General features: G+C 67.6%; 17 protein-coding genes and 1 pseudogene. 10 read left to right on the forward strand and 8 right to left on the reverse strand.

Annotated features, from left to right (window positions below):
- The first annotated feature begins 75 nt into the window (after positions 1-75).
- Together VMT40_RS24365 and VMT40_RS24370 are read left to right on the forward strand one after the other, a co-directional pair.
- On the forward strand, positions 76-1,008 hold the full coding sequence (locus VMT40_RS24365; RefSeq protein ID WP_326361027.1) for an alpha/beta hydrolase: 933 nt from the start codon (positions 76-78) through the stop codon (positions 1,006-1,008).
- 66 nt (positions 1,009-1,074) lie between these two features.
- Entirely contained in the window at positions 1,075-2,541 is a 1,467-nt protein-coding gene (locus VMT40_RS24370) for an HNH endonuclease signature motif containing protein (RefSeq protein WP_326361028.1), read from the forward strand.
- A gap of 499 nt (positions 2,542-3,040) precedes the next feature.
- Here the strand turns inward: VMT40_RS24370 and VMT40_RS24375 are convergent, their stop codons facing one another.
- From VMT40_RS24375 to VMT40_RS24390, 4 genes are read right to left on the reverse strand one after another with little or no spacing between them, the layout of a single operon-like run.
- Positions 3,041-3,538, reverse strand: a complete 498-nt coding sequence (locus VMT40_RS24375; protein ID WP_326361029.1) for a GNAT family N-acetyltransferase — start codon at positions 3,536-3,538, stop codon at positions 3,041-3,043.
- A 5-nt stretch (positions 3,539-3,543) separates the two neighbouring features.
- Entirely contained in the window at positions 3,544-4,647 is a 1,104-nt protein-coding gene (meaB, locus tag VMT40_RS24380) for a methylmalonyl Co-A mutase-associated GTPase MeaB (RefSeq protein WP_326361031.1), read from the reverse strand.
- Positions 4,644-6,902, reverse strand: a complete 2,259-nt coding sequence (gene scpA / locus VMT40_RS24385) for a methylmalonyl-CoA mutase (protein WP_326361032.1) — start codon at positions 6,900-6,902, stop codon at positions 4,644-4,646. The genes meaB and scpA overlap by 4 nt, the downstream gene beginning before the upstream one ends.
- A 2-nt stretch (positions 6,903-6,904) precedes the next feature.
- On the reverse strand, positions 6,905-8,746 hold the full coding sequence (locus tag VMT40_RS24390; protein ID WP_326361033.1) for a methylmalonyl-CoA mutase family protein: 1,842 nt from the start codon (positions 8,744-8,746) through the stop codon (positions 6,905-6,907).
- A 169-nt stretch (positions 8,747-8,915) separates the two neighbouring features.
- Between VMT40_RS24390 and VMT40_RS24395 the strand changes: the two genes are divergently transcribed.
- Both VMT40_RS24395 and VMT40_RS24400 read left to right on the forward strand, forming a co-directional pair.
- Entirely contained in the window at positions 8,916-9,602 is a 687-nt protein-coding gene (locus VMT40_RS24395; RefSeq protein ID WP_326361034.1) for a TVP38/TMEM64 family protein, read from the forward strand.
- A gap of 73 nt (positions 9,603-9,675) precedes the next feature.
- The gene (locus VMT40_RS24400) at positions 9,676-9,999 is read left to right on the forward strand and encodes a hypothetical protein (protein ID WP_326361035.1); all 324 of its coding nucleotides are present in this window, start codon (positions 9,676-9,678) and stop codon (positions 9,997-9,999) included.
- Here VMT40_RS24400 and VMT40_RS24405 read toward each other — a convergent pair.
- From VMT40_RS24405 to VMT40_RS24415, 3 genes are read right to left on the reverse strand one after another with little or no spacing between them, the layout of a single operon-like run.
- Entirely contained in the window at positions 9,978-11,687 is a 1,710-nt protein-coding gene (locus tag VMT40_RS24405; RefSeq protein WP_326361036.1) for a hypothetical protein, read from the reverse strand. The genes VMT40_RS24400 and VMT40_RS24405 overlap by 22 nt on opposite strands.
- Positions 11,684-13,516, reverse strand: coding sequence for a hypothetical protein (locus VMT40_RS24410; RefSeq protein ID WP_326361037.1), 1,833 nt, complete (start codon positions 13,514-13,516; stop codon positions 11,684-11,686). The genes VMT40_RS24405 and VMT40_RS24410 overlap by 4 nt, the downstream gene beginning before the upstream one ends.
- Positions 13,517-13,532: 16 nt before the next feature.
- Complete coding sequence (locus tag VMT40_RS24415; protein ID WP_326361038.1) at positions 13,533-14,864, reverse strand: ABC transporter substrate-binding protein; 1,332 nt, start codon at positions 14,862-14,864, stop codon at positions 13,533-13,535.
- A gap of 269 nt (positions 14,865-15,133) precedes the next feature.
- Between VMT40_RS24415 and VMT40_RS24420 the strand changes: the two genes are divergently transcribed.
- From VMT40_RS24420 to VMT40_RS24445, 6 genes are all read left to right on the forward strand, one after another.
- Positions 15,134-15,805, forward strand: coding sequence for a response regulator transcription factor (locus tag VMT40_RS24420; RefSeq protein ID WP_326361039.1), 672 nt, complete (start codon positions 15,134-15,136; stop codon positions 15,803-15,805).
- Positions 15,806-15,856: 51 nt separating this feature from the next.
- Positions 15,857-16,234, forward strand: coding sequence for a response regulator (locus VMT40_RS24425; RefSeq protein ID WP_326361040.1), 378 nt, complete (start codon positions 15,857-15,859; stop codon positions 16,232-16,234).
- Positions 16,231-17,478 carry a sensor histidine kinase gene (locus VMT40_RS24430; protein ID WP_326361041.1) on the forward strand — a complete coding sequence of 416 codons (1,248 nt, stop codon included), beginning with the start codon at positions 16,231-16,233 and terminating at the stop codon, positions 17,476-17,478. Before VMT40_RS24425 ends, VMT40_RS24430 begins: the two co-directional genes overlap by 4 nt.
- A gap of 162 nt (positions 17,479-17,640) precedes the next feature.
- Positions 17,641-18,513: an ABC transporter permease gene (locus VMT40_RS24435; protein WP_326361043.1), complete on the forward strand. Its 873-nt coding sequence runs from the start codon at positions 17,641-17,643 to the stop codon at positions 18,511-18,513.
- Positions 18,510-19,568: a taurine ABC transporter substrate-binding protein gene (locus VMT40_RS24440; protein WP_326361044.1), complete on the forward strand. Its 1,059-nt coding sequence runs from the start codon at positions 18,510-18,512 to the stop codon at positions 19,566-19,568. The genes VMT40_RS24435 and VMT40_RS24440 overlap by 4 nt, the downstream gene beginning before the upstream one ends.
- An 86-nt stretch (positions 19,569-19,654) precedes the next feature.
- Positions 19,655-20,437 carry an ABC transporter ATP-binding protein gene (locus VMT40_RS24445; RefSeq protein WP_326361741.1) on the forward strand — a complete coding sequence of 261 codons (783 nt, stop codon included), beginning with the start codon at positions 19,655-19,657 and terminating at the stop codon, positions 20,435-20,437.
- A gap of 82 nt (positions 20,438-20,519) precedes the next feature.
- Here the strand turns inward: VMT40_RS24445 and VMT40_RS24450 are convergent.
- Positions 20,520-20,852: pseudogene (locus tag VMT40_RS24450) on the reverse strand (transglycosylase family protein); the annotation flags it as partial.
- Positions 20,853-21,013 lie beyond the last annotated feature (161 nt).

The following is a 21,013-nucleotide window of genomic DNA, read 5'->3' on the forward strand; positions in this document are numbered from 1 at the left end:
TAGCGGCGAGATACTCGATTCATGCATCGGCTGTCGCGTTCCCTCGTTGCCCTGATCGCTGCATTTGCTGCACTAATGCCCGTTACCGTCGGCACCGCTTTGTCGGCCCCGGGCGACGGTGCCGCCATTCTCGATGTGCGTCCGCTGGGCGGCCGCCTGTACGAGGTGACCGTCTACTCCCCGGCCATGAACCGGGCCATCCCCGTGTGGGTTTCCCACCCCGACTTCCCCGCCCCGGCCCTCTACCTGCTCAATGCGGTGGACGGCGGCGAGAGTGGCGGCCCGTGGTCCAACCGTACGGACGTCGCACAGTTCTTCGCGGACAAACCGGTCAATGTGATCACACCGGTCGGCGGCCGAGCCAGCTTCTACACCGATTGGATCGCCGACGATCCCACCCTGGGCCGGAACATGTGGTCCACCTTCCTGATTCACGAACTTCCGGCGCTGTTGGAATCGCGCTTCCAGATGACGGGACGCAATGCCGTGGCGGGTGCGTCGATGTCGGCCACGTCCGCGTTGGATCTCGCGCTCGACGCACCGGGCATGTACCAAGCGGTCGGCTCCTACAGCGGCTGCCCACGGACGAGCGACGCGCTTGCCCGCACCTACGTCCGCTCCGAGCTGGGAACGTTCGGCGCGAATGCCACCAATATGTGGGGCGCGGACGACAATCCGGCCTGGGCCGCGCACGATCCGGTGCTCAATGCGGAGCGGCTGCGGGGCGTGGCGCTCTATGTTTCCGCGGGGAACGGGAGTCCGGGAGTGCATGAAGGGCTCTTCGATCCCTCGATCGCTGGGGATGTGGGGAGGTTGGCGGATCGGATGGCGGTTGGTGGGGTTATGGAGTCGGTAGTTAGGGAATGTACGGATTCGCTTGTCGGGCGGTTGAATTCATTGGGGATTCCAGCACAGGTTGCTTATCGCAATGGGACTCACGCCTGGCCATATTGGCAAGATGATTTGCATGATTCTTGGCCACTATTCGCGGCGGCACTGGGGGTGTAATTGAAAATCCTTGTATCACTTTATAATTCGATCGAAATGGCGTTCGAATTGCGGTAGAATAGTGGCATGACCAGGGGTGGAGCGGTTTCCGAAGACATCACGATCGCGCAAGCGGTCGCCATGATGTCGGGCGCGACCGATACCCTGCTCGGGGATTCGCTGGACGCGATCGGCGATGACGAATTCATTGCGGTGATGCGCGATTACGAGACCAGCAAGCGGCGCATGGCCGCGGTCGAACACCGGTTCATCGACCAAGTCATTGCGCGGGCCCTGCCGGAGAAGGCTGGATACAAAAACCACACCGCCACCTACCTGCAGGCCCTGCTGCATTTGAGCAATGGCGACGCGCGCGCACGCGTCAATGCCGCCCAGTTGTTGGGGGTGCGCCAGGAAGGTGGGCAGCTGGTCGAGCCGTGGCTGGCGTGGACGGCCGCCGTGCAGGAACAGGGCATGATCTCGCCCGACCACGCCCGCGCCATCGGCAAGATCATGCGCCGCATCCCGACCAAGGTCGACCCCGCCCTGCGCGACGAAGCCGAATACCAGTTGGCGCACTTCGCGACTCGGTCGACACCGGATGACCTGCCCAAGGTCGGCGATCGGATCTTGGCCTACCTCGACCCCGACGGCACCCTCACCGACGAAACCGACCGCCAAGCCCGCCGAGGGTTGACCCTCGGCAAGCAGGGCGTCGACGGCATGTCCACCCTGACAGCCGAACTCACCCCGCAACTGCGCGCGGTGTTGGATCCGATCTTCGCCAGCCTGGGACGGCCCGGCATGTGCAACGCCGACGACCCCCAAAGCCCTTGGCACACCGACGGACTCGACACCGACGCCTTGAAGGAAGCCGCGCGGCGCGACAACCGTTCTACCGCGCAGCGCAACCACGACGCACTGCTGGCATTCCTGCGCCCCGAGCTGGCCCCCACCCCGGGGTCGCATCGCGGGTTGCCCGTCTCCACCATCATCACCATGAGCCTGGCCGAGGTCGAGGCCGCCGCCGGAGTGGCGACCACCGCCTCCGGAGGCACCGTGCCTATCGAGGAAGCGTTGCAGTTGGCGGAGAAGTCGCATCCGTTCCTGGCGATCTTCGACCACCACGGCCGCCCCCTGCATCTGGGTGACACCAAGCGGATGGCCAGCTCTCACCAGCGCATGGCGTTGATCGCCGCCGAACGCGGCTGCACCCGCCCCGGCTGCAACGCCCCCGCCACCCTGACCGCCGTCCACCACGTGACCGAATGGTCCAAGGGCGGCCTCACCGACATCGAAAATCTCACCCTTGCATGCGATTCCTGCCACGCACTGGTCGGCGACGGGCCGAAGCAGTGGAAGACGGTGGTCATGCCCCCGGACTCCGAACACGCCGGACGCATCGGCTGGATCGCCCCACACCATCTCGACCCAACCGGCACCCCACGGGTGAACGACCGCCACCACGCCGGAGAACTCCTCGCCGCCTCCCTGGCCAAGACCCGCACCCGCGCGCGCCCACGCCCACCGGTCCGATGGTGGTCCCGCCCCTAACTCCAGCCCGAGCCTCACCCAAGGTGGGGCCCTTTGGGCTGCTTGCACCCCGGCTGCTCATGTCGCGCTGGCGTGCGCAAAGCAACGAGGAAGCGTGGTCACCTCGCCTGCCCTACCGCACTTGGGCTGACGCCAAGTCGGGAGCCGCCACCTCACGTCCCAGCCCACGGACTGCACGCATCACCTTCTCCAGACAACCCACCCCATCCCCTGCCCACACTGGGGCCGCTACGCGGCCGAGCCGCAACTGGGGCTGGAAGGCGAGAGGGCCTCGCAAGCTCGGCCACCCTCTCTCCCCCTCCAGGCGTCCTTTGTCTTTGTCTTTCGGTGAGCAGGCTGGGACGTGAGTGAGGCGCTATAGGTGAGGGGGCTGGTAGGTGCGGTTCTTGCGGGAGGGCGCTGGTAGGTGAGGGGGCCTCGCAAGCTCGGCCACCCTCTCTCCCTCCTCCTGGCGTCTTTTGTCTTTTCTTCTTTTTGTCTTTTCTTCTTTCTTGCCCTGCTACCAGGTGATTTCTAGTTCCGGAAGTTCGAAGCCCTGGGTGAAGTGGGCGATTCGGGGGGCGCTTGGGCGGCCGCCGTGGCGTTCGTAGAAGGCTATGGCGGGTTTGTTGGCTTGTAGGACTTCTAGGTAGACCGAGCGGCCGGGGTATTCGGTGGCGGCCCAGTCAAATCCGTAGTGGAGGAGGCGGCTGCCGATGCCGCCGCGTTTGAGGGTTGGGTCGACGTGGAGGTTGTCGATGAGGATTCGGCCGTCTGGGGTGGGGGTCAGGTAGATGAAACCGACCACGTCACCGGCGGATTCGGCGACGAAGAGGTTGCCTTCGGCCAGGCCCACGGTGAGGCGGGTGAGCCAGACGACCTGGTGGTCGTGTTCGAGGGGGCCGTGGAGGTAGTCCTCGGGCATGATGCCCGCGTAGGCGGTGCGCCAGCTGGCGGTGTGTAGGGCGGCGACCGCTTTCGCGTCGGCGTCGGTTCCTGGGCGGATTCGGATGTCCATGGGGCTCAGTGCCGTTCGTCGAAGGCTCGGAGGATTTCTTCGGCGGCCAGGGCGGGGGTCAGGGAGCCGTCGCGGACCTGTTTTTCGATTTGGGCGCGCATGCCCTTGACCGCGGGGTTGTCGGTGAGGCGGCGGAGCAGGTTGTCGTGGACCATGGTCCAGGTCCAGTCGACCTGTTGGCGGCGGCGTTTCTCGGCGAATTCGCCCGCCTCGGTGAGGACTCGGCGGTGGGTCAGGACCGTGTCCCAGAATGTGTCGAGGCCGGTGCCGTTCAGGCCGGACATGGTGAGAACGGGTGGCCGCCAGAGCGATTCGCGCGGGTGGATGAGGCGCATCGCGCCCTGGAGTTCCCGCGCCGCCGCTTTGGCCTCCAGCTCGTGCCGACCGTCCGCTTTGTTCACGGCGACCAGGTCGGCGAGTTCCAGGACACCCTTCTTGATGCCCTGGAGCTGGTCACCGGTGCGGGCCAGGGTGAGGAAGCAGAAGACGTCGACCATATTGGCGACGGTGACCTCGGATTGGCCGACGCCGACGGTCTCCACGAGGATCACGTCGTAGCCCGCCGCCTCCAGCAGGACGATGGTCTCCCGGGTCGCTTTCGCCACGCCGCCGAGGGTTCCCGCGGTCGGCGAGGGGCGAATGAACGCATCCCGCTCCACCGACAGCCGGGCCATGCGGGTCTTGTCGCCGAGGATCGAGCCGCCGGTCCTGGTGGAGGACGGGTCGACCGCGAGCACCGCCACTCGGTGGCCCTGGCCGATGAGATACATGCCGAGCGCGTCGATGAAGGTCGACTTGCCGACACCTGGAACACCGGTGATGCCAACGCGATTCGACAGCACCTTCCCCGATTCGGGTGTCAGCTTCAGCAGCAGCTGTTGGGCCAGGTCCCGGTGGTCCGCGCGGGTGGATTCGACGAGGGTGATGGCGCGGGCCAGTCCGGCCCGCTCCCCCGCCGCCACCTGTGCGGCCAGTTGATCCACGTCGATGACTCGGCGGGCGCCCGCGACGGCGGGCTGGGCGCCGGGGCGGGCGGTGCCGACCCCGGCGGTGGTGCCGAGCCGAGGGTGGAGGTCTCCACCCTCGGTTCCGCGTGCGGCGTCGCTCATTCGCCCGCGCCGGTGCCGATCTCGTGGCCCAGCTGTGCGGCCAGCTTCTGGATCAGGTCGATCGCGGCGTCGGCGATGATGGTGCCGGGGCCGAAGATGCCCGCGGCACCGGCCGCGTACAGCTCGTCGTAGTCACCGGGCGGGATGACGCCGCCGACGGTGACCATGATGTCGGGGCGTCCGACATCGGCCAGTGCCTGCCGCAGGGCGGGCACCAGCGTGAGGTGGCCTGCGGCCAGCGACGAGACGCCGACGACGTGCACGTCGTTGTCGGCCGCCTGCTGCGCCACCTCTTCGGGGGTCTGGAACAGCGGGCCCACATCGACATCCATGCCGAGGTCGGCGAACGCGGTGGCGATCACCTTCTGGCCGCGGTCGTGGCCGTCTTGGCCCATCTTCGCGATGAGGATGCGGGGACGACGGCCCTCGGCCTCGGCGAACGCCTCGACCAGCTCGATCGCCCTACTGATATTGGTCACCTTGCCAGCCTCCTCGCGGTAAACGCCGGAGAGCGTACGGATTTCGGCCTGGTGGCGGCCGTAGACCTTTTCCAGTGCGTCGGAGATCTCACCGACGGTGGCCTTGGCGCGGGCCGCGTTGATGGCCAGGGCCAGAAGGTTGTTCTCCATGCCGCCTTCGGACGAGGCTGCGGCACGGGTCAATTCGGCCAGCGCCTTCTCGACCTCGGCCGAATCGCGTTCCGCCCGCAGCTTTTGCAGCTTGGCGTTCTGCTCGGCACGCACGCGTGAGTTCTCGACCTTGAGCACCTCGATCGGGGTGTCTTCCTCGACCAGGTACTTGTTCACGCCGATCACCGGCTGCTGCCCGGTGTCGATGCGCGCCTGGGTGCGGGCCGCGGCCTCTTCGATGCGCAGCTTCGGGATGCCCTCCGAAATCGCCTGCGCCATTCCGCCGTGCGCCTCGATCTCGGCGATGTGGGCGCGGGCCCGCTCGGCCAGCTGGTGGGTCAGCCATTCCACGTAGTACGAGCCGCCCCACGGGTCGGCCGGACGGGTGGTGTTGGACTCCTGCTGGATCAGCAGCTGAGTGTTGCGGGCGATGCGGGCGGAGAAGTCGGTCGGCAGGGCCAGGGCCTCGTCGAGGGCGTTGGTGTGCAGCGACTGGGTGTGGCCCTGGGTGGCGGCCATGGCCTCGACGCAGGTGCGCGCGACATTGTTGAACACGTCCTGCGCGGTCAGCGACCAACCCGAGGTCTGCGAATGTGTGCGCAGCGCAAGGGACTTGGAGTTCTTGGGCTCGAACTTGGCGACCAGCTCGTTCCAGAGCAGGCGTCCCGCACGGAGTTTCGCGACCTCCATGAAGAAGTTCATGCCGATCGCCCAGAAGAACGACAGCCGCGGCGCGAACTTGTCGACCTCCATCCCCGCGGCGAGACCGGCCTTGATGTACTCCACGCCGTCGGCGAGGGTGTAGGCCAGTTCCAGGTCGGCCGTGGCTCCGGCCTCCTGAATGTGGTAGCCGGAGATGGAGATCGAGTTGAACTTCGGCATCTTCGCCGACGTGTAGGCGAAGATGTCGGAGATGATCCGCATCGAGGGCTTGGGCGGGTAGATGTAGGTGTTGCGGACCATGAACTCCTTCAGAATGTCGTTCTGAATGGTTCCGGCCAGCTGTTCGGGCTTGACGCCCTGTTCCTCGGCGGCGACGACGTACAAGGCCAGGATCGGCAGCACCGCGCCGTTCATGGTCATCGACACCGAAACCTGGTCCAGCGGAATGTGATCGAACAGCTCCCGCATGTCCAGGATGGAGTCGATGGCGACACCGGCCATGCCGACGTCACCGGTCACGCGCGGGTGATCCGAGTCGTAGCCGCGGTGGGTGGCCAGGTCGAAGGCGACCGACAGGCCCTTCTGGCCCGCCTGCAGATTCCGGCGGTAGAAGGCGTTCGAGTCTGCGGCGGTGGAGAAGCCCGCGTACTGTCGAATCGTCCACGGCTGGTTCACGTACATGGTCGGGTACGGGCCGCGCACGAACGGGGCCACACCCGGCACGCTGTCGAGGGGGTAGCCCTCGGCGACGATGGCGTCCCGGTCGGCCTTGGTGAACACCGGCGGCACGTCGATGCCCTCGGGCGTCGACCAGGTGAGCTGTTCGGGCGCATAGTGATTCGCGGCCGCGGCCTCGGCGACGAACTCCTCGACCTGCGCGGCGCTGACCTCGGCGGGCTTGGTCTCCCCGTCGGTCAGCGGTACCTCGGCGAAACTGCCGATGCGATGCTTGATATCGCTCATCTCTACGCTCCCAGCTTTTCGAGCAGGCCGGACAGAGCCGCCACCGCATCCATGCGCGCCGTCACGAAGCCATCCGGGCGATCCGCCCCGGAAAGCTCCGCGACCGCCTTCTCCGGACCGGCCAGCAGCACGGTGGTCACGCCCGCCGCACGCAATTCCTGCACCGCCGCACCGGCATCGGTGCCGTAGCGGGTGTCGGAGCCGCACAGCACGGCGATCGACGGACCGGCCTCGGTGACCGCCTCGATACCGCCGGAGGCCAGCAGGTTGGTGGTGAAGGTGACACGAACATTGTTCTCCGCCACCGGACCCAGCGGTACCAGCCGCACCCGGGGACGCACCCCGTTGGCGGCCAGGTAGGCGTCGGACCGGTTGCGCAGCGCTTCGAAGGCCGTGCCGTAGCGGGCGGTGCCGTTGGTGGCGCGGGCCGCCTCCGACAGCGGCTTCTCGCTCAGGTTCGGGAATTCGTTGACGCCGGTGACGGCCGTCTTGCGGTGCGCCACATCGGAATCGCGCTTGGCTTTGGTCTCGGCGATCCGCTCGGCCAGCAGACCCTGCTGCAGTGCGGCCAGGTACCCGCCCGCGGCCTCGATTTCCTGCATGAACTCCCACGCCTTGGCGGCGAGTTCCTCGGTCAGCGACTCCACGTACCAGGAGCCCGCGCCCGGGTCCTGCACGTGGCCGAGGTGCGATTCCTCGAGCAGCAGCAGCTGGGTGTTGCGGGCCATGCGCTCGGAGAACGCCTTGGACACGTCGAGTTCCCCGGCGGGCAGGGCGTCGTCGAAGGGCAGCACGGTGACGATGTCCGCGCCGCCGACGCCCGCGCCGAACGCGGCCAGCGTGGTGCGCAGCATGTTCACCCACGGGTCACGCTGGCTCATCATGGCCGCCGAGGTGATCGCCTGCTGCGGCGCGTTGCCGAAGGCCGGGGCACCGCACACGTGCGCGACCCGGGCCCAGAGCTTGCGGGCGGCACGGAATTTGGCGATGGTCTCGAACTGGTCGTCGGTGGCCGCGAAGCGGAACTCCAACTGGCCCAGCGCATCCGCGATATCGGCACCCGCGTCGGTGAGGGCGCGCAGGTATTCGAGACCGGCGGCCACGGCCGCGCCCAGTTCCTGGGCGTCGGAGGCACCGGAGTTGTGGAAGGCCACGCCGCACACGGTGATCGCGCGCACGGTCTCGGTGCGTGCCACCGCCTGCTGGGCCAGCGCGACCGCGCCGTCCAGGTCGATGGCCTGCGTACCGGCGAACAGGCTCGTCAGCGGGGTCGCGCCGAGGGAGACGCGAATGTCCTTGCGGTTCGGGGCCTGGTAGCCGTCGAGCAGCGAGAACAGCTGGGCGGCGGCCTCATTGGCGGCCGGACCGGCGTCCAGGGTCAGCGGGGCCAGCTCGTAGAGGAAGCCTTGCAGCGCGGTGCCGAGGCTCTCGACCGGCACGCCGCGCTCGGCGACGCCCAGCCACACGGCACTCACGCCATTGTCGAGCGCGAAGAGAATGTCGGCGTTCACGGCCTTGGCATCAGCTCCGCCACGGTGCTGATTTTCGGCTCTGCCGAAGCGCTGGCTGACGTACCAACCGCGATGCACATCGCGCGTGGCGTCGCCACCGCGCACGTAGGGGAACTGCCCGGGCAGCGGCTGCTCGGGCAGTTCATCGCGGCGCGTGTAGAGCGGGTTGACCGTCAGACCGTCGTAGGTCGTGACCGCGAGCAGCTTCTCCGGCTCATCCGGCAAGTCGCTCGCATCCACCCTGCGGGCCTTGGCCAGCACCCCGGCGACACCCTTGCGCCAGGCGGCATACTCGGGCACCGGATCGGTATCCGAGTCGGAAGCAATCGGCATAGCTGCTTTGTCCTTCTTCCACTCCCTGACCGGATGGTCGATTTCCCGGCATTCGCCCAGGTCAACAACCACTTTGGTTAACGAGCATTCATGGTCTTTCCCCTGATGCTAGCGGCCCGGTTTCGATTGTCGCCTCTGGAGTCTCACTACCAGCGGGTAACCTGGCGCGGTGCCAACAACCCTCCGCGAGCCGATCGAGCGAGTATCCGCGCTGCTCAACCGTCTCCGTCAACCGCGCACGCTGATCGCGCTGATCGCTTGCGGACTGCTGTTCGCCGTGGCCGCGTTCGCGCCGCATCCGGCACCGCAGCAGATCCGGCAGTGGGCCGATTCGGTCGGGCCGACCCTGCCGCTGGTGTTCTTCGCGGTGCACACGCTGGTGTGTGTCGCGCCGTTCCCGCGCACGATCTTCACCCTCAGCGCGGGCATGCTGTTCGGGACTACGGAGGGGTTGACGCTGGCGATCACCGCCACGACTTTGAGTGCGGTGCTGGCACTCTGGCTGGTGCGGGCCCTCGATCACGAACGCGTGCGGGCCCGTTTGACGCATCCGGCGGTGCAGGCCGTCGACGCTCGCCTGGCGCGGCGCGGCTGGCTGGCCATTGGATCCCTGCGGCTCATCGCCATCGCGCCGTTCTCGATCGTGAATTATTGCGCTGCGCTGTCTTCGATCCGGCTGACGCCCTATCTGATCGCGACATTCCTCGGCATTATTCCGGGCACGGTCGGCACCGTGTTGCTGGGCGATGCTCTCACCAACCGAACTTCTCCCGCTCAGCTGATCGTCACCGCGATTCTGCTCGGCGTGGGAGTAATCGGTTTGGTGGTGGATGCGCGAATGTCCGTCGAAAACTGAAATATTGAGTATTCTAACCTCCGGAAATTGCGCAGGCGGTAGCAAATAATCCATCTCCGGAGGTGTGGAAGTCGTGGGCGAATCAGCTTTTCTACCGGGCGAAAACCAGAGACTCAACGCTTGGCTGTCCTTGATTCGGCAGCCGCCGCCCACCCCGATGCTCGTGGGCATCGGCCTGATTTCGCTGCTCCCCGCACTGCTGACCGCCGGTCCGGTGGTGGCCGCCGTGGCGATCTGGTATCGCGGCGGCGGGCGAGACGGCTGGGCATTTTCCCTCTTTCTCGCCGTCCTCGTCGTGACCGGCATGTTCGCTACCGCGGCGGTAACGCTCGGGACGGCGTGGCGACGCAGCCGCCAATTGCCGCAGCCCGAGGCTCAATCCGACGTTCCCGCCTGATCCGGTGGCGGTAATGGCCACCGATCGAATTCGGGAAGAGTATTCACGGGGGATCCATTTTCGAGGCTGAGTTTGCGAAGCAGCTCAGCCCCGCAAGTATCGGCGGTCAGTTTCGTATTCAGCTGTTTGGCCTTGACCAGCCATCCGGCCGCCTGATGCAGCGGTCGGCCATTGACGTGTTCGGCATCCATCAAGGTGGCGGCGAGCGACGGCTCGGTGACCACGGCCGAGCCCAGGTGTTGCAGGCAGCGCCCGGTGCCGAGATCGTCGGCGAGAGCCCGCCATTCGGCGAGGGCGAGTTGCCAGCGCCCGACCGCGTGCCGCAGTTCGCCCGAGGCCCAGTCGAGCGCCCCCGCGATCTCGTGCACGTGGGCCGCGCCCACGGGATCTCGGCCGTCCGCGGCCATGGAGTCGGCCAATTCCAATCGGTCTCGCGCGGCGGTGTATCGGCCTTGCAGCAGGTGCACGATCGCCATGTTCGCCAAGGCGCATACTTCGCCCGCCACGTCCTCGCGGGGTAGCAGCCACCACGCCTGTTCCAGTAGGTTGATCGCGTCCTCGCGTTGAGTTTCACTGGGGCCCAGGGTATTCAGGGCCTGGCGGTGCAGGGCGCGGGCGCGCAGGCTGCGGGACAGCGGGCGCGGGCCGTAGCGCGGGGACGCCTGCGGGCCGCCGTCCGCGCGGGTGGCCGCCAGCGCCCGAACGAGCCCGGACTTGGTCTCCTCACCGATCTTCACCATCGCCGCGGCGGGACTCAACCGGTCGGGTTCCCGGACTTCGTGGCCCGAAAAGTCCTCCGCTTCCCCGCAGCGCGCGAACCAGATATCCAACGCGTCGGCGATCGCAACGAGGTCCGGTGCCACCGCCCGGACCTGCACGAGCCCCTCGAGTCTCGCGCAGTTCGACAACAGGAGGCACAGTCGCGGCTCCTCGTCGGTGAACCAGGCTCGGGCCGTGGCGGCGGTGGCGGGTACGTTGAGCGCCCGGGCCCAGCGGGTCGCCTGCTCGGCGTGGCGGCGCAGCAGCATGGCCAGGGCGGCGCGCCATTCGGGTGTTCCGGTGGCGGGCTGTTGCGACACGGGCGGGACCTTGGCCAGCAGGTACCGGCTGCCGGTCGATCGGCCGAGCACCTCGTCCGCCACGAGGTCACCCAACAGTGTTGGCGCCGAGGGCATGCCGTCATCCGGCGCGCCCGCATCACTGCCGGGCATCCGCGCGCCAGCACTTGCCGACAGCACGTCCAGCAGTACCGGGAGTTCATGGGTGTGCAGGGGCATATCGCGCAGTACCGCCGCAGCCCACCGGCTCCGGTCGGCCAGGTCGTTTCGCTCCACGGGCGCGGATGCCGGTCCCCAGGGCCCGCCGAGTTCGGGCAGCTGTTCCGGCTCTCGTGGCGGTGCCACATGTTCCCGGACGAACAGATACGCCCTCGCCGACAGCCCGGCCACGAACAGCAGCAAGGCTACCCACCCGACGCCGCCGATCACGAACTGAACCAAGGGATTCTGTTTGAACGAGTCGGTGAGCAGGTTGGTGCCTAGGACGCCGACGAGACCGAGGCCCAGGGTCGCGGGCACGTTCAGCAGGATCTGCCACACCGTCGATTTGGGTGTGGCCATGAGCGAGCGGCTCTCCCGGGCCAGCTCGGCCGATTCGGCACTCCCGCTCTGGGATTGTTCGGTGGTCATATCCTGGCTCCCCCGGTCAATCCCGGCACCAGCCAGCGCCGCCAACTGACCAGCAGCAGCGCCAGCGGCACCACCGCCGAGACGAGGGCCTCGCCCGCGAGTTGCGCCGAGCTCAAGCTGAATTGGCGCGTGTCGGCCCACAGCAGCAGCGACCACGGGCTGCCGCCGGTACCGCTGATCAGCAGGCCGAGGAAGAAGTCGTTCCACACCTGGATGAGTTCGAGCACCGCCACCGCACCGACCGCCGGACCCACCACCGACAGCGTGCGCCCGAGAATCGTTCGCAGGGAGGCCAATCCGTAGAGCGCATCGGCGGCCGGGGTGTACGCGGGCGCGAGCAGCGCGCCGCGCAGGACCAGGATGGAGATCGGGAGACCGGCGGCGGCATGGGTGAAGATGAGCGGCACCAGCGTGCCGAACCAGCCGAAGGAGCCGATCGCCTGTTGCAGCGAGCCGAGATACATCTGGGCGGGCAGCACGGTCAGGATCACCAGCCCGGGCACCACCATGCGGATCCGCGACGCCGCGAGCCAATAGGCCACCGGCAGTGCGAATGTCACCGCGATCACCGTCGCCGAGGCGGCCACCTCGGCGGTGGTCAGCAGGGCGCGGCGCAGTGCCGGATCGGACAGCAGATCTCGCACCCCAATGCCTGGCGAGCCAGCCGTGCCGTACATGGCGACGTACACGAGCTCCCCGATCGGATAGAGCACCAGGGCCACGGCCGGGATCACGAACACGGCTCGCCACAGGCGGGTCCGGGTGCGAGCGCCCGGCCGCAGGCGGCCAACCGGCGGGGGTCCGCTCGGGCGGCGAGCATTGATCCGATCCTGGGAGAGCAGGGCGGCGAGGATCAAGGCAACCGTGAGCTGTAGCGCGTAGGCGGCCGCGTCACCGCACGAGGCCGCCTCGCAGGCGGTGGACAGACGCCACCATTCGACGGTCGCGGTGCCCACGTCACGCTGCAGCGAGCGCGGCACCGCACCCAGTACCGCGTCGAAAACCCGTGCCGCGGCGACCGATACGACCAGAAACGCGATGAAGGCGACCGGCCGGACCTGCTTCCACAGTCGAAACAGCAGGAACGGCTCCCGGCCGTGATACAGCTCCCCCGCGCGCACCGGGTCGGCCTCGATGGCCAGGATGGCGGCCCGGAAAAGGCCGATCAGCAGGCCCAGCCAGGTCCACGCGAAGGCGGCCACCAGAACCGCCTCGAACGCCAGCCGATCCGTTGCCACGTGATCGAAATACCGTCCACCGGTGGTCGTTTCGAGAATGAAGCGGAAGGCGATGCCCGCGGTGAACGCCGAGACCCCGAACGGGACGATGAACGGCCACCACAGCCACGGGATGTGCCTGCTGGGCCAAGCCAGCAGCAGCGCCAGCAGGACCAGCACCACGGCGAGCACGACCCAGCCCGCGGTGTGCAGATACGCGGCGCGGCTGCCGACCGGGAGTCCACGCCAAACCTGCCGCGTGCCGATGCCCAGGCAGGCCACCGCCACCACGGCCGCCAGCACCCGTAGACCGATCAGCAATGCCCTTGCGAGCGGCGATCTTTCGCGACGGTCGCGACTGCGGTCGAGGACCAATAGCAGCGTGCCGCCGCCCAGTTGCAACCCGCATCCGAGGGCCAGTCCCGGATTCGTCCGCGCGCCGAGCCCGATGGTGTACAACGCGGGAACGACCAGCAGCAGCGCCATCAAAACGAATGCCGGAGCGCGGAATAGATTGGTCAGCACCACCTGGATCCGCGGATGCCGACCAGCGATCAGCGGCCCCGATAATCGGCGCGTGGCCAGTTCCAGGTCGAGGCCGTTGGATTTCACCGTGTACATAGTCGAATCACCCACGTCGGCCGTGTTCCAGCTCGTAGATGGCGTCGACGGCATGGGCGACCGCCACGGATTCGCGTTTCGCGGGATCGTCGAGGTCGGTCAGGAACGCGGTGATCACCCGCCACAGCGGGTTGTCGCCGCCGCGGGAACCAATGCGGTCGGCCAGGTCGAATTCACTCCAGGCCCGGATCCGGGGGCCCGAGAGATTGAGCGTCGTATCCAGCAGCGGCGAATAGCCCGGCTGGACACGCAGATCCGGCGCGATGAAGCCGCCCGCGCTGATCCAGTCCGTCAAAAGCTCCGGGCCCGAGAGCAGTCCGATCAATTCGAGCGCCTTCGCGCTCGCCGATCGGGTCGCGACCAGGACGTCGCCGCCACCGATCATCGGCCCTTTCCCGAAGGGCGGCAGATTGCTCGGAAACAGCGAAACCCCGACAGTCTCGGCCATTCTCACGTCATCACCCCCGAAACAACCGCGCACAATGGGCTCGGCGAAGTCCGGTGCCACCACCATGGCCGCGCTGCCGGTGCCGAAAACCGCACGCACGGCATCGGGAAACTGTTGGGTCAGGGCGCGCCCGATATTGCCCGGGAACGCGCCGTCGAACCCCCAGATGCTGGCCAGGGTGCGCAACGCGCGGGTCAGCTCCGCGCGGCGCTGGTCGGGTCGCCAATCGTTCGGATTCGCCACGCTCTCATACGTATCCCGGGATTCGGCGAGCAGGACATTCGCGAAGAAGTCGGTGAGCATCCAGCCGTCCGCACCACCCAACGCCAGGGGATGCACGCCGCTGCGCGCGAGTCTGGTCATCAGCGCGGGCCACAACCATGGCGGCCACCGGTCCGGAGGTGCCAGATTCAGCCGGGTAAAGCGTGTGCGGTCATACCAGATCAGGGATTTGCAGGTGGCCTTGAACGGGAGCCCGTAGAGCCGATTGCCTTTCGCCTCGACGTGCACCAATGGCCACCAGCCGTCGGCGTAGCGCGGTTTCTTGGCGTCGTCGCTCCACAGCTTTTCATCCAGCGCATGCAGACGGTTATCGGCCGCCAACCGTGGTATCTGCCCGATTTGCGGCACGACCACGATATCGGGCGCGAATCGTCCCGCCGCGAAGACAGTGCCCACATCGTCGCCGAGTGTGGTCACCACCGTGCGATGCGAGAATTGGCCGCTCTTGCGGAGATTGGTGAGGATCGCCTCGAATGCCTGAAGTTCCGCACCACCCCACGGCACGGCTATCTTCACCGCGTCCGCGCTCTCGCCCGCCCCGAACGGCGTGCAGGCGGCGGCCAAGGGCAGCAGCGCCCCCGCGCGCAAAATCGTTCTGCGACTCGCCATCCCATCCCCAACCGATGTGACTACCCCGAAATCGGTCTCCTTCCGAGTCACCGTACCCGCGTCGCCACATGTGAAACGTCGGACGGTGAAATCCCCTCCATTTCACCGTCCGACGATTCGATGGTCGAACAAGACCGGTTCCGGAGGCAGCCTGCGCATACCACTCATGACCGTGGTGCGTGCACCCCCTCGGCGCGCATCCGGGACATCGGGATTCAGGTAGTCCGGTACCCGTGCACCGCTGCCTGCGGCGGGCGCATCCTGTCTGTGTGACGACACCGGAGGTCTCCGTCGTGGTGGCCGAGGATTCGATGCTGATCCGCGACAGCCTGCTGCGCGCGCTGGCGACCGACGACACCATCGAGGTCGTCGGGATTGCCACCGATTACGACGCCACCGTCGACCTGGTACACCGGCACGAGCCGGACGTGCTCATCACCGATATCCGCATGCCGCCCACCGGCACCGACGAGGGCATCCGCCTGGCCCGGCAATTGCGCGCCACCCAACCGCGCACCGGGGTGATCGCGCTGTCGCACTACGCCGAACCCCAGTACGCCACCGGGCTTCTCGACGGTGGCTCGGCCGGGCGCGGCTACCTGCTCAAGGAACACATCGCTCGGTTCGACCAGTTGCTCAGCGCCGTGCACGTGGTGGCGGGCGGCGGGTCGGTGCTGGATCCGGTGATCGTGGAGACGCTGCTGTCGCGACGACGCGAGGACGATATGGTGGCCCGCCTGACCGCCCGGGAGCGGCAGGTGCTCGCCGAGATCGCGGGCGGCGGCAGCAATCGCATTGTGGCCGAACGACTCTGCCTGTCGCAGCGGGCGGTGGAGAAGCACATCAACTCGATCTTCGCGAAGTTCGGGTTGACCTCGGATCCGACCTTGGATCAGCGGGTCACCGCCGTGCTCATGTTCCTGGCCGCCCAACCCGGATAGGGGGTGCGTGCACCCTTTCGGGATGCGCCGCCGGACCGCACCATGGCAATCATGACGGCAGCGGTGCAGGTGTGGATCGTCGACGACCGGCCCGCCTTCCGGCGTGCCGCCGCCGCCATGGTCGCGGCCAGTGTCGGATTCGTCGTGGCGGGCGAGGCCGACAGCGGCGAGGCGGCCCTCGAACTCACCCGCGACGCGGCCGTCGGGCTGGTGCTCATGGACATCAATATGCCCGGCATGGGCGGCATCGAGGCGACCCGCCGCATTCGGGCCGTGCATCCCGGCATGGCGGTGCTGCTCATGTCGACCTATGACACATCCGATCTTCCGCGCGAGGTATCACAGTGTGGCGCAGCAGGTTACGTACACAAGGAGACGTTGAGCCCGCAACTGCTGCGGCGCATCTGGAGCCAGCTGACACCGTCGTGAGCGTCGATGCCATCGCCGCGGTGACTCGGCGGCGGCTACGCCAGTTGATCTACGCGCTGCTCATCGCCGATGCGGCGCTCATCGTGCTCAATGTCCTGGTGTTCTACTGGCGGACCACCCTCTGGGTGCTCAGCATGCTGGGCGTGCTGATGCTGGCGGCGCTGGTGCTGCTGGTCGCGCTGCGGTCGGCGACGCGCGGTGCGCTCGAGCGGTCGGTCGCGACCATCTCGGTCATGATCTGGACGGGAGCGATTGCGGCGTCGTGGATTTCGCCGCTGACCTTGCCGCTGCACGTGGTGGCGGCGTTCATTCCCGCGCTGTGCGCCATGCCCTACGTGCGGCGTCGGCATCTGCCGCAATACTTCGTCGGCACCCTGGTCAGCTCGTTCGCCTGCGGCGCGCTGGCGATGCCCCTGGTCACCTCGGTGTCCGCGCCGCCGATCGTGAAATACCTTGCGACGCTGGGGTTCCCGGCCGTGGCCGCGCCGATCCTGCTGGTGGTCTGGCACACCGCCGCCACCCTGCGCGAGATGGCGCTCATCGCCCGCCGCAATGCCGACGCGCTGCGTTCCTCGCAGCGGCTGCTCGCCGAGCGCGCCGAACAGCTGACGGCCTCCCGGGCTCGGCTGGTGGCGGCCACCGACGCCGAACGCCGTCGCCTGGAACAGGATCTGCACGATGGCGCGCAACAGCAGCTCGTCGCCGTCGCGGTCACGCTGCAACTGGCCCGTCATACCGTCGTCGACAATCCGGAGGGCTGTCTCGAATTGATCAGCGAGGCAGGCGAACTCCTGCAGACCGCGATAGCCGAGATTCGGCGGCTGGCGCAGGGCATCTATCCGCCGTTGCTGGCTCGCGACGGGCTGCAGGGCGCGCTGCCCGCCGCGGCGACCCGCTCGACCGTCCCCGTGCGCGTCCGGCTCGACAGCATCGGCCGGTACCACCCCGATATGGAAACCGCGCTGTACTACTGCTGTTTGGAAGCCCTCCAGAACAGTGCCAAGCACGGCGGCCCGGGGACCGCCGTCACCATTACCGCGCATCAATCCGGCACCGTGCTCTTGCTGACCATCGCCGACACCGGCGGTGGTTTCGATCCGGCCCGGGCGACCGACGGGTCCGGGCTGACGAATATGCGGGACCGCCTGTCGGTGATCGGCGGGACGCTCACCATCGACTCCGCGCCCGGCAGGGGCACGCGGCTCACCGCCACCGTGCCCACCCAGCCGCTCCCGACCGCCTGACCACGGCTTCAAATCACGCTGAGCGTGGCCCTGTTCGCGTGCACGCGCGCACGACAGGATCTGCCCGGACGGTTCCGGGTCTCGCAGCGGAACGGTCAGGTCCACCCGTCGAGAGAGAAAGGCGCTTCGCGTGAGTCCCCACCGCGTGCTCGGAACCATCACATGATCAGCGTCGGAGCGGCCCGCTCGGCCACCGCCGCCACGAGTCGAGCCCGACTCGCCCTGCCCATCGGTCCCCTGCGCGGGCTCGCGGTGCGGGTGCTGTCGCTGGCCGGACTGCTCGCGCTGTGGTGGGCGATCGCCGCCGCGAAACTGGTCGATCCGCAGTTCCTTCCGGGACCCGGCGCGGTCTGGTCGGCATTCGTGCGGGCCAATAGCTGGCATCAGCTCGCTCCGGGCGTGCCGCGCGAGGTGCCCGGGGAGCAGAACTACTTCCTGTGGGAGCATCTGCTGGCCAGCCTGCAACGCATTGTCGTCGGTGCCGGCGCGGCCGTAATCCTCGGTCCGCTCGTGGGTTTCGTGCTCGGCACCTCGAAAACGCTGGGCGCGCTGGTCGGCCCGTACCTGAACTTCCTGCGGACCCTGCCGCCGCTGGGCTATATCGGTCTGCTCATCGTGTGGTTCGGTATCGGCGACACCTCGAAGATCTGGCTGCTGTTCCTGGCCGCCTTCCCGCCCGTCGTCATCGCGACCATCGCTGGCGTGCACGGGGTTTCGGCCGATCGGATCAATGCGGCGCGCTCCCTCGGCGCGAACCGGCTGCACGTCATCACCCGAGTCCTGCTGCCCGCCACGCTCCCCGAGGTGATCGGCGGCATTCGCGTGGCCATCGGCTTCGCGTGGACGACCGTGGTCGCCGCCGAGCTCAACAATGGCATCCCCGGTATCGGCGGGCTCGCCTTCCTGGCCGGTCAGCAGCTCAATACGCCGCTGACCATGGCCTGCATCATCGTCATCGGTCTCACCGCGCTCGCCCTCGACGCGGTCATCAGCTGGATCGGCACGCTCGTCGTGCCCTGGAAAGGCAAATCATGAAGCGCGCTTTGGCGGCAGTGGCATTGGCGGGTCTGCTGACGGGATCGCTGACCGCATGCGTTCAGTCGGGGCGCACCGACCAGTCCCGGGCCACCGGGGACAAGGTGGCCTGCCCGGTGGCGGTGGACGAAAGCTTCACCGGGACAGTGCGACTCGGATATCAGGACATTCCCAATGGGGACTTGGTGGTCAAGGACGCCGGGCTGCTCGAGACCTGCCTGCCCAAGGCCAAGATCACGTGGAGCAAGTTCGCCTCCGGAGCCACGGTCATTCAGGCGTTCGGATCGAACTCACTGGATCTGGGACTGCTCGGGAGTGCCGCGGCCGCACGCGCGCTGTCCGCGCCGCTGAACATCGGCATGAAGGCCGTGTGGGTGCACGATGTGATCGGGGCCGCCGAGTCGCTGGTGGTGAAGGACTCCGCCATCACGAGCGTGACGGGCCTGCGCGGTAAGAAGATCGGCGTGCCCTTCGCGAGCACCTCGCACTACAGCCTGCTCGCCGCGCTCACCGCCGCCGGAATCGAACGCGACGTGACGCTGGTGAACCTGCAACCCGACGCCATTGCCGCGGCCTGGAAGGGCGGCGATATCGACGCGGCCTTCATCTGGGAGCCGACGCTCTCGGAGCTGGTGAAGAACGGCCACGTGGTGACCACCGCCGCCGACACCGCGAAGGCGGGCAAGCCGACCTACGACCTGGAAGGCGCACGGAGCGAATTCGTTTCGGCCAACCCGAAGTTCCTCGAGGTGTGGACCGCGGCCCAGAACTGGGCCGTCAACCAGATCAACACCGCCCCCGACGCCGCCGCCACCCGCATCTCGGCCCAGCTGGGCGTCCCCGTGACCGAGGTGCGCAAACAACTCGGCGAATACGGCTACCTCGACGCCGCCACCCAGGCCGGGCCCGCCTACCTGGGCAAGCAGCTGGGCGCGGACCTGAAGTCCTCGGCCGATTTCCTGTTGCGCCAAGGCGAGATTCAGGCGCTGGCCGCCCCGGACGCCTACACTGCCGCGGTCTACCCTGACGCCGCTACGAAGGTAAGTGCGAAGTGACCGCCCCGGCGGAGCTGAATGGCCCGGCCGAGCTGAGCGGCCCGGCGGAGTTCGCTAGTGGTCCGGCCGGGCCGAGCGACTGTGGGGTGGCGCGTGATCGGGTGGTGCTGGCGGGGGTCTCCAAGACCTACGCGAGCGATACGGGGCCGACAGTCGCTCTGTCGCCCACCGATCTGGTTATCGACCCCGGGGAGTTCGTGAGTGTTGTCGGGCCGTCCGGGTGCGGTAAGACCACGCTGTTGCAACTGCTCGGCGGGTTTCTCGAGCCGAGCACCGGGAGTCTGCTGGTGGGTGCGGACCGGGTGGAGGGGCCCGGGCCGGAGCGGGGTGTGGTGTTTCAGGCCCCGACGCTGTATCCGTGGCTGTCGGTGCGTGGGAATATCGAGTTCGGTCCGAAATGTCGTGGTGTGGACAAGAAGACGCGGCGGGCGGCAGCCGAGCGGATGCTGGCGTTGGTGGGGCTCGCCGAGTTCGGGGACAAGCGGCCCTACGAGCTGTCGGGCGGTATGCAGCAGCGGGCGCAGATCGCGCGGGTGCTGGTCAACGATCCACGCATCATCCTCATGGACGAGCCATTCGGCGCGCTGGATCAGCTCACCCGCGAACGCCTGCAGGTCGAGTTGCTGCGGCTGTGGCGGGAGGCCGGTAAAACCATTGTGTTCGTGACCCATTCGGTCGAAGAGGCGGTGTTTCTCTCGACCCGCGTTCTGGTCATGAGCGCTCGCCCGGGACGCGTCATCGTGGATCGCCGCATCCAATTACCGGGTGATGACGACACCGCCGTGCGCGACCTCGCCGTCACGGCCACACCGGAATTCCAGGCGCTGAAAACCGAATTGGCGACAGCGATCTACGAAGCGCACGCCTGACTCCGCAAATACACCGATGGCCCTTGTCGCTGTTATGCGACAAGGGCCATTGTGATGTTTCGACGAACGCGAATCCCGATTACAGGTACGCGCCACACACGGGCCAGGCGCCCGCGCCCTGACCGGCGAGCACGTTCTCCGCGACGCGGATCTGCTCCTCGCGGCTGGCGTTGGCGGCATTGCCCTCGCCGCCGTAGGCGTTCCAGGTGCTCTGGGTGAACTGCAGACCGCCGTAGAAGCCGTTGCCGGTGTTGGCGGCCCAGTTTCCGCTGGCCTCACACTGCGCGACGGCGTCCCAGTCGTGTCCGGCGGCCGAGGCGGTCGCCGTCGACAGCGCGAACGGGACGGACACGAACGCGCCGACGGCCGCGGTGGCGGCGAGCATGCGGGTGGTGAGCTTCCGGTTGCGATGCATAAAGTATTTCCCTGCCTGCGCCCACCGTTCCGCGCTTTCAGCTGCGGTGCCCCGTCCCCAGGGTTCTCGGTTGCTCTCGAATCGCGGGACGGGTTTCCGGTGTTCGGCGATTCGAGCGGGGGCCCGGAGGAATCCGAGCCGGAAGCGACGGTAACGGAACA

Source organism: Nocardia sp. CDC160 (assembly GCF_035818795.1).
GTDB lineage: Bacteria > Actinomycetota > Actinomycetes > Mycobacteriales > Mycobacteriaceae > Nocardia.

What these genes read in the sequence shown, in the direction of transcription:
- VMT40_RS24365 (WP_326361027.1), top strand. Translation starts at nt 76, where the DNA reads ATGCCCGTTACCGTCGGCACCGCTTTGTCGGCCCCGGGCGACGGTGCC.
- VMT40_RS24370 (WP_326361028.1), top strand. Translation starts at nt 1,075, where the DNA reads ATGACCAGGGGTGGAGCGGTTTCCGAAGACATCACGATCGCGCAAGCG.
- VMT40_RS24375 (WP_326361029.1), bottom strand. Translation starts at nt 3,538, where the DNA reads ATGGACATCCGAATCCGCCCAGGAACCGACGCCGACGCGAAAGCGGTC.
- meaB (WP_326361031.1), bottom strand. Translation starts at nt 4,647, where the DNA reads ATGAGCGACGCCGCACGCGGAACCGAGGGTGGAGACCTCCACCCTCGG.
- scpA (WP_326361032.1), bottom strand. Translation starts at nt 6,902, where the DNA reads ATGAGCGATATCAAGCATCGCATCGGCAGTTTCGCCGAGGTACCGCTG.
- VMT40_RS24390 (WP_326361033.1), bottom strand. Translation starts at nt 8,746, where the DNA reads ATGCCGATTGCTTCCGACTCGGATACCGATCCGGTGCCCGAGTATGCC.
- VMT40_RS24405 (WP_326361036.1), bottom strand. Translation starts at nt 11,687, where the DNA reads ATGACCACCGAACAATCCCAGAGCGGGAGTGCCGAATCGGCCGAGCTG.
- VMT40_RS24415 (WP_326361038.1), bottom strand. Translation starts at nt 14,864, where the DNA reads ATGGCGAGTCGCAGAACGATTTTGCGCGCGGGGGCGCTGCTGCCCTTG.
- VMT40_RS24425 (WP_326361040.1), top strand. Translation starts at nt 15,857, where the DNA reads ATGACGGCAGCGGTGCAGGTGTGGATCGTCGACGACCGGCCCGCCTTC.
- VMT40_RS24435 (WP_326361043.1), top strand. Translation starts at nt 17,641, where the DNA reads ATGATCAGCGTCGGAGCGGCCCGCTCGGCCACCGCCGCCACGAGTCGA.
- VMT40_RS24440 (WP_326361044.1), top strand. Translation starts at nt 18,510, where the DNA reads ATGAAGCGCGCTTTGGCGGCAGTGGCATTGGCGGGTCTGCTGACGGGA.